At 64.8% G+C, this 5,389-nt stretch carries 6 protein-coding genes and 1 riboswitch; of the genes, 2 read left to right on the forward strand and 4 right to left on the reverse strand.

What is annotated here, in order from left to right; all coding sequences use genetic code 11:
- The first annotated feature begins 191 nt into the window (after nucleotides 1–191).
- Complete coding sequence (locus tag AAFX91_RS38590) at nucleotides 192–587, forward strand: thioesterase family protein (protein ID WP_130584477.1); 396 nt, start codon at nucleotides 192–194, stop codon at nucleotides 585–587.
- Nucleotides 588–681: 94 nt separating this feature from the next.
- Here the strand turns inward: AAFX91_RS38590 and proC are convergent, their stop codons facing one another.
- Both proC and AAFX91_RS38600 read right to left on the reverse strand, forming a co-directional pair.
- Nucleotides 682–1,500 carry a pyrroline-5-carboxylate reductase gene (gene proC / locus AAFX91_RS38595; protein WP_394569988.1) on the reverse strand — a complete coding sequence of 273 codons (819 nt, stop codon included), beginning with the start codon at nucleotides 1,498–1,500 and terminating at the stop codon, nucleotides 682–684.
- Nucleotides 1,501–1,667: 167 nt separating this feature from the next.
- Nucleotides 1,668–2,165, reverse strand: a complete 498-nt coding sequence (locus AAFX91_RS38600; protein WP_130583264.1) for a YbjN domain-containing protein — start codon at nucleotides 2,163–2,165, stop codon at nucleotides 1,668–1,670.
- 440 nt (nucleotides 2,166–2,605) lie between these two features.
- Nucleotides 2,606–2,757, forward strand: a riboswitch (FMN riboswitch).
- Between the two features lie 75 nt (nucleotides 2,758–2,832).
- On the opposite strand from AAFX91_RS38600, the gene AAFX91_RS38605 reads away from it, so the two are divergent.
- A complete protein-coding gene (locus AAFX91_RS38605; RefSeq protein WP_130583263.1) occupies nucleotides 2,833–3,420 on the forward strand; it encodes a 6,7-dimethyl-8-ribityllumazine synthase in 588 nt (195 codons plus the stop codon).
- A gap of 130 nt (nucleotides 3,421–3,550) precedes the next feature.
- Here AAFX91_RS38605 and AAFX91_RS38610 read toward each other — a convergent pair whose 3' ends face one another.
- Both AAFX91_RS38610 and AAFX91_RS38615 read right to left on the reverse strand, forming a co-directional pair.
- Nucleotides 3,551–4,504 (reverse strand): ribose-phosphate pyrophosphokinase, encoded by a 954-nt coding sequence (locus AAFX91_RS38610; protein WP_165421479.1) that lies wholly within the window; start codon nucleotides 4,502–4,504, stop codon nucleotides 3,551–3,553.
- A gap of 167 nt (nucleotides 4,505–4,671) precedes the next feature.
- A complete protein-coding gene (locus tag AAFX91_RS38615) occupies nucleotides 4,672–5,283 on the reverse strand; it encodes a hypothetical protein (RefSeq protein ID WP_130583261.1) in 612 nt (203 codons plus the stop codon).
- Nucleotides 5,284–5,389: the final 106 nt, after the last annotated feature.

A 5,389-nucleotide genomic window follows, 5' to 3' on the forward strand; every position in this document is an offset into this window, starting at 1 on the left:
TTGAGATTTCGACAACCTCATTCTGGCACAACTGATGCCGTAGGGGGCCGTCCACCCCATCAACCACAGGATTGCGTTGTGGCGCGAGCTGCCGATCGCCGGTCTTCGCCAAATGACTTCCTGTGGTTATGGGTCCCGGATCAGCGCTCACTTCGTTCGCTTGTCCGGGACGACACCGTGTGTGAGGCAACATGGACGCCCGCGACGTCATCAAGATCGGCGTGAGTGCCGAGCGCACGCTTGTGGTGCCGCCCGAGCGCACCGTCGGGCATTTCGTGCCTGGCATGCCGATGGTCTACGCCACGCCGATGATGATCCTGGAAATGGAAATGGCCTCGGGCGATGCGATCCGCGGCAACCTGCAGCCCGGCTGGGTCACCGTGGGCACCGAGGTCGACATCCGCCATCTCTGGGCTGCGCCCGTGGGCGCCCTGGTGCGCACCACCGCAAAAGTCATCGCGGTCGAACGCCGCGTGATCCGCTTCGAGGTGCAGGCTTTCCACGGTGAGCGCAAGATCGGCGACGGCCGCCACGCCCGCGGCCTGGTCAATGTCGAGAGTTTTACCAGGCGGATCGCGGAGCAGTGAATCCGGTAGGGTGGGCAAAGCGCAGCGTGCCCACCATCCACGTTCCGCTCGTGATGGTGGGCACGCTGCGCTTTGCCCACCCTACAAAGCTTGGCTACTTCGCCAATTCCTTCGATCGCTTTGTCGCGGCTGCAATCGCGCGGATCATCAGTGGGCGCAGCCCGTCGGTCGCCATCAGCACGTCCAGCGCAGCGGCGGTGGTGCCGCCGGGCGAGGTGACGTTCTGACGCAGGGTCGCCGCCGGCAAGTCCGAGCGGTGCAGCAATTCGCCGGAGCCCGAGACGGTCGCGCGCGCCAGCTTGGTGGCGAGGTCTTCCGGCAATCCGGCCTCGACACCGGCGCGCGCGAGCTCTTCGGCGAGCAGGAACACATAGGCCGGACCGGAGCCGGAGACCGCGGTCACGGCGTCCATCAGGCCCTCGTCGTCGACCCATTCCACCGTGCCGGTTGCGCGCAGCAGCGCATCCGCAGTCGCACGCTGCGCGGCGCTGACATTGTTAGCGGCGACCGCGACCGTGATGCCGCGGCCGATCGAGGCCGGCGTGTTCGGCATCGCGCGCACCACCGCGCTGCCGCAGACTTCCTCGAGCGAGGCGATGGTGGTTCCGGCCATGATCGAGACGACAAGCGTCGATGGCGCGACCAGCGACTTGAGCGCGGCGCCGGCATCCCGGAACGATTGCGGCTTGACCGCGACCACCAGCGCGTCGACGTGGCCTGCGTCTTTGGGATTGAGACGGACGCCCTTGGTGGCCAGCGCACCGATCTCGGCCGAAGGCTGCGGGTCGATCACGGCGACGCGCGAGGCATCGAGGCCTCCGGCGAGCCAGCCGGTCAGCATCGCCCCACCCATCTTGCCCGCGCCGGCAAGCGCGACGGTGCCGGTGATATTTTGCAAGGTGTTGTTGCTCAAGGGCGCCACCACTGTCGTCCCGGCGCAGGCCGGGACCCATAACCACAGGCGGTTTTAGTAAGGTGCAGGACGCGCGACAAGCGCTTTAGCTCAAACGGCGAGATCACGCGGTATGGGTCCCGGCTCAAGGCCGGGACGACGGCAACTCCGCGGATGCGGCGTGTTCCTTAAGCCTCGCCCTCGGTGTCGAACATCGCGGCGCTCATCGCCTCCTGTGCGGTCTTGCCGGCCCACACCACGAACTGAAACGCCGGGTAGTAGCGCTCGCAGGCATGGATGGCGCCGACCAGCATGCTCTCGCATTGCGCGGTCGATGCGTTCAACCCGCCGGGCAGCACCAGCGCCTGGCGATGCATGATCATGCCGGTGTGGGTCCAGAGATCGAAATGGCCGATCCACAATTGCTCGTTGATGGCGGCGATCAGCCGCTGCGCTTCGGGACGGCGCGCCGGTGGAATCTTCATGTCGAAGGCGCACGCCAGATGCAGCGCCTCGATCTCGCTCATCCAGGTGAAGGAGAGCTGATAGTCGGTCCAGTCGCCTTTGGAGACGATCGTGACCTCGTCGCCAGCGCGCTCGAACGCCCAGTTGTTATCGGCCGCAATGTCTTCGACCACCGCAAGTGGATGGTTCTCGGAATCGATTATGCCTTCGAGGAGGGACATGCCGTCTCGACCCTTGTTCTTCTGACTTTCTTGGTACGCATCCGGAAGGCCGGCCTGCACCAGATAACGCATGGTTGCCGACTGCAGGCCCCCGTGGCCTTCCCGATCGCTCCGAGGCTTGCCAGGATGAAGTGATGTGATTTGCGGAATCCGCGCAACCGGGCCCCGAGTCCGTCCACAGCCAAAGGCGTGCTCGTCCACAGCTCATCGCCGCCACAATTATTAACGCGAGAACAAATCGGAATCGGATTTGCGCGATCGTCGCAATCGTTAACGCGCTCCGCGCGTTTCGGCCCGGGCGAGGGCACCTGAGAGTCGCCAAGCGGTCGTCGAGGCTCGCGCCGGGCACATGGGGAACATGCCGATTCGCCATGCCAAGGCGCTTGCCGCGTCCGTGGGTTTGGCAATAGCTTTGGGGCAGGTCGTCCATTCCGGGCGGCCGATGTTCTCAGGGCGGGGTGAAAGTCCCCACCGGCGGTAAGGGCCTGATGGCCCAAGCCCGCGAGCGCCTTTCTCCTCCCAGGAGGAAGGGTCAGCAGATTCGGTGCAATTCCGAAGCCGACGGTCAAAGTCCGGATGAAAGAGAACGGTTGCGGCAGCCTCGCCATCGCGCGTGGCTACAGTCGTTTTCCGTATGCCCTGATTCTGGTCCTGAAAGAGGAAAGCCATGAATCAGATGTTGCAAGACGCCGAAGTCCAAACTCCCGAAGCCGAGGAAGTCCAGTCGCCCGCGGGTGCCGCGCTGGCGACATCAGAGCCGCCGCCGGCGCCCACGCATCCGCGTTTCGCCAAGCCGCAGCGGGTTGCATTCGTGCAATCGTCCTGGCACCGCGACGTGGTGGAGGAATGCCGCATCGCCTTCCTCGCCGAGATGGAGGCGCGCCATGTCACCAATATCGACGTGTTCGAGGTGCCGGGCTCGTTCGAGATTCCATTGCACACGCAGATCCTCGCCAAGACGCGCCGCTACACGGCGATCGTCGCCGCGGGCCTCGTCGTCGATGGCGGCATCTACCGCCACGAATTCGTCGCCGACACCGTGATCAAGGCGCTGATGGACGTGCAGTTGCGCACGGAGGTGCCGGTGTTCTCGGCCGTGCTGACGCCGCAACAGTTCCACGAGACCGAGGTGCATTACGATTTCTTCCGCAAGCATTTCGCCATCAAGGGCGTCGAGGTCGCGGAAGCCTGCGCCAACACCCTGCACAGCCTGGAGCGCCTGCGCGGCCAGGTCGCCGCGGGGATCGTGGGGTAACGACCCGCCGTCATTCCGGGATGCGTGCGAAGCACGCAGGCCCGGAATCCATTGGGCCGCGTCTTCTGTGGTCAGATGGATTCCGGGCTCGCGCTGACGCGCGCCCCGGAATGACGAGGCTTGGGGATGTCTAGTCGAACAGGCTCGACACCGACTCTTCCGCGGCGGTGCGGGCGATCGCCTCGGAGATCAGGCCGGCGATCGAGAGGGTGCGGATGTTGGCGGAATTCCTCACCGCCTCGGTCGGCAGGATCGAGTCGGTGATAACGAGCTCTTTCAGCTTGGACGAGGCGATGCGGGCCGCGGCGCCGCCGGACAAGACGCCATGGGTGATATAGGCGAACACTTCCTTGGCGCCGTTGGCGATCAGGGCGTCGGCCGCATTCACCAGCGTGCCGCCGGAATCCACGATGTCGTCGACGAGGATGCAGGTGTAGCCGGCGACATCGCCGATCACGTTCATCACTTCGGACTCGCCCGGCCGCTCACGGCGCTTGTCGATGATGGCGAGCGGCGTGTTGATGCGCTTGGCGAGGCCGCGCGCGCGGACCACGCCGCCGACGTCGGGCGACACCACCATCACATTGCTCAGCGCGAAGCGCTCGCGGATATCGCGCACCATCACCGGCGAAGCGTAGAGATTGTCGGTCGGGATGTCGAAGAAGCCCTGGATCTGGCCGGCATGCAGGTCGAGCGTCATCACCCGGTCGGCGCCGGCATGGGTGATCAGGTTGGCGACCAGTTTCGCCGAGATCGGGGTACGCGAGCCTGACTTACGATCCTGCCGCGCATAGCCGAAATAGGGCACGACCGCCGTGATGCGGCGGGCGGAAGCCCGGCGCAGCGCGTCGGTGATGATCAGGAGTTCCATCAGGTGGTCGTTGGCCGGGAACGAGGTCGACTGCAGGATGAAGACATCGGAGCCGCGGACGTTTTCCTGGATCTCGACGAAGATCTCCATATCGGCGAAGCGCCGGACCACCGCCTTGGTCAAGGACATCCCGAGCCCGTCGGCGATCTCTTGTGCCAGCACGGGATTGGAATTGCCAGCTACCAGCTTGATCGCGCCGTTCTTGGCCGACATGGACGCTTCTCCCCGAGGTTTGCTCGATACCATGTCCAACATCTCAAGTACCTACAGAACCGGCGGGTTTCGATGCGCGACGAGATATCAGGCGAGGGGGGCAGCGGCAACCCGTCACACCCGTTATCCCGGCCAAAAAATGACAGCTTTTTGACTATCCCGAACGTTTAGTTAGCGCTGTAGCCGAGCGCCACGACCCCGGATTCTTCCGGTGCGGGCGCGCTCGCGACCGCGGGTCCCTGCCGGCTGGGCGTGGAGGCCGGCGCAGGCGCATCGGTCGGGCCGCCATTGATCATGGTGCTGAGGCCGCTCAAGCCGGCTTGTGCGATCTTGCGCAGGACCAGGTCGTCGGCGGCAGCCCAGGCGTCACGGCCGGACTTGCCGGCCGGTTCTTCGCCGGAGAGTCGCAGGGCGCGCTGCTGGTTGGCATCATAGACGTCCCAGACCCAGGCGATGACGGTCTTGCCGCGCACGACTTGCGCCGAGAGATAGCCGCGCACGCGGTAGGCGGCCGCGCCTTCGCGCGAGACGATCGCGAGGTCGCGGAGTTTGGATTCGCTGTCCAGCACACCCACCATGCGGTCGAACACCTGCGGCGGCGGGCCGTCGATCGATTCGAACGCGATTGTCGATCCATTGCCGCCGCTCCCCGCCATCGCATAGGCATTGCTCGCCGCGCCGCCATTGGCGCAGCCGCCGAGCGCGCAAGCCGCAATCAGCAACGTTGCGGCCAACGCGGCGCGCGCAATTCGGGAAAGGGTGACGATGGTGTCGCTCATCATCACCCCGATATCGTTAAAATACGTTAAGGTCTAGGCCGTGTGGACTCTTGGGATTCTCAAATCAGATTGAACGTGATTCAAGGCTTTCTTTTAGGAGGAAGCC

Source organism: Bradyrhizobium sp. 31Argb (assembly GCF_043638955.1).
GTDB lineage: Bacteria > Pseudomonadota > Alphaproteobacteria > Rhizobiales > Xanthobacteraceae > Bradyrhizobium.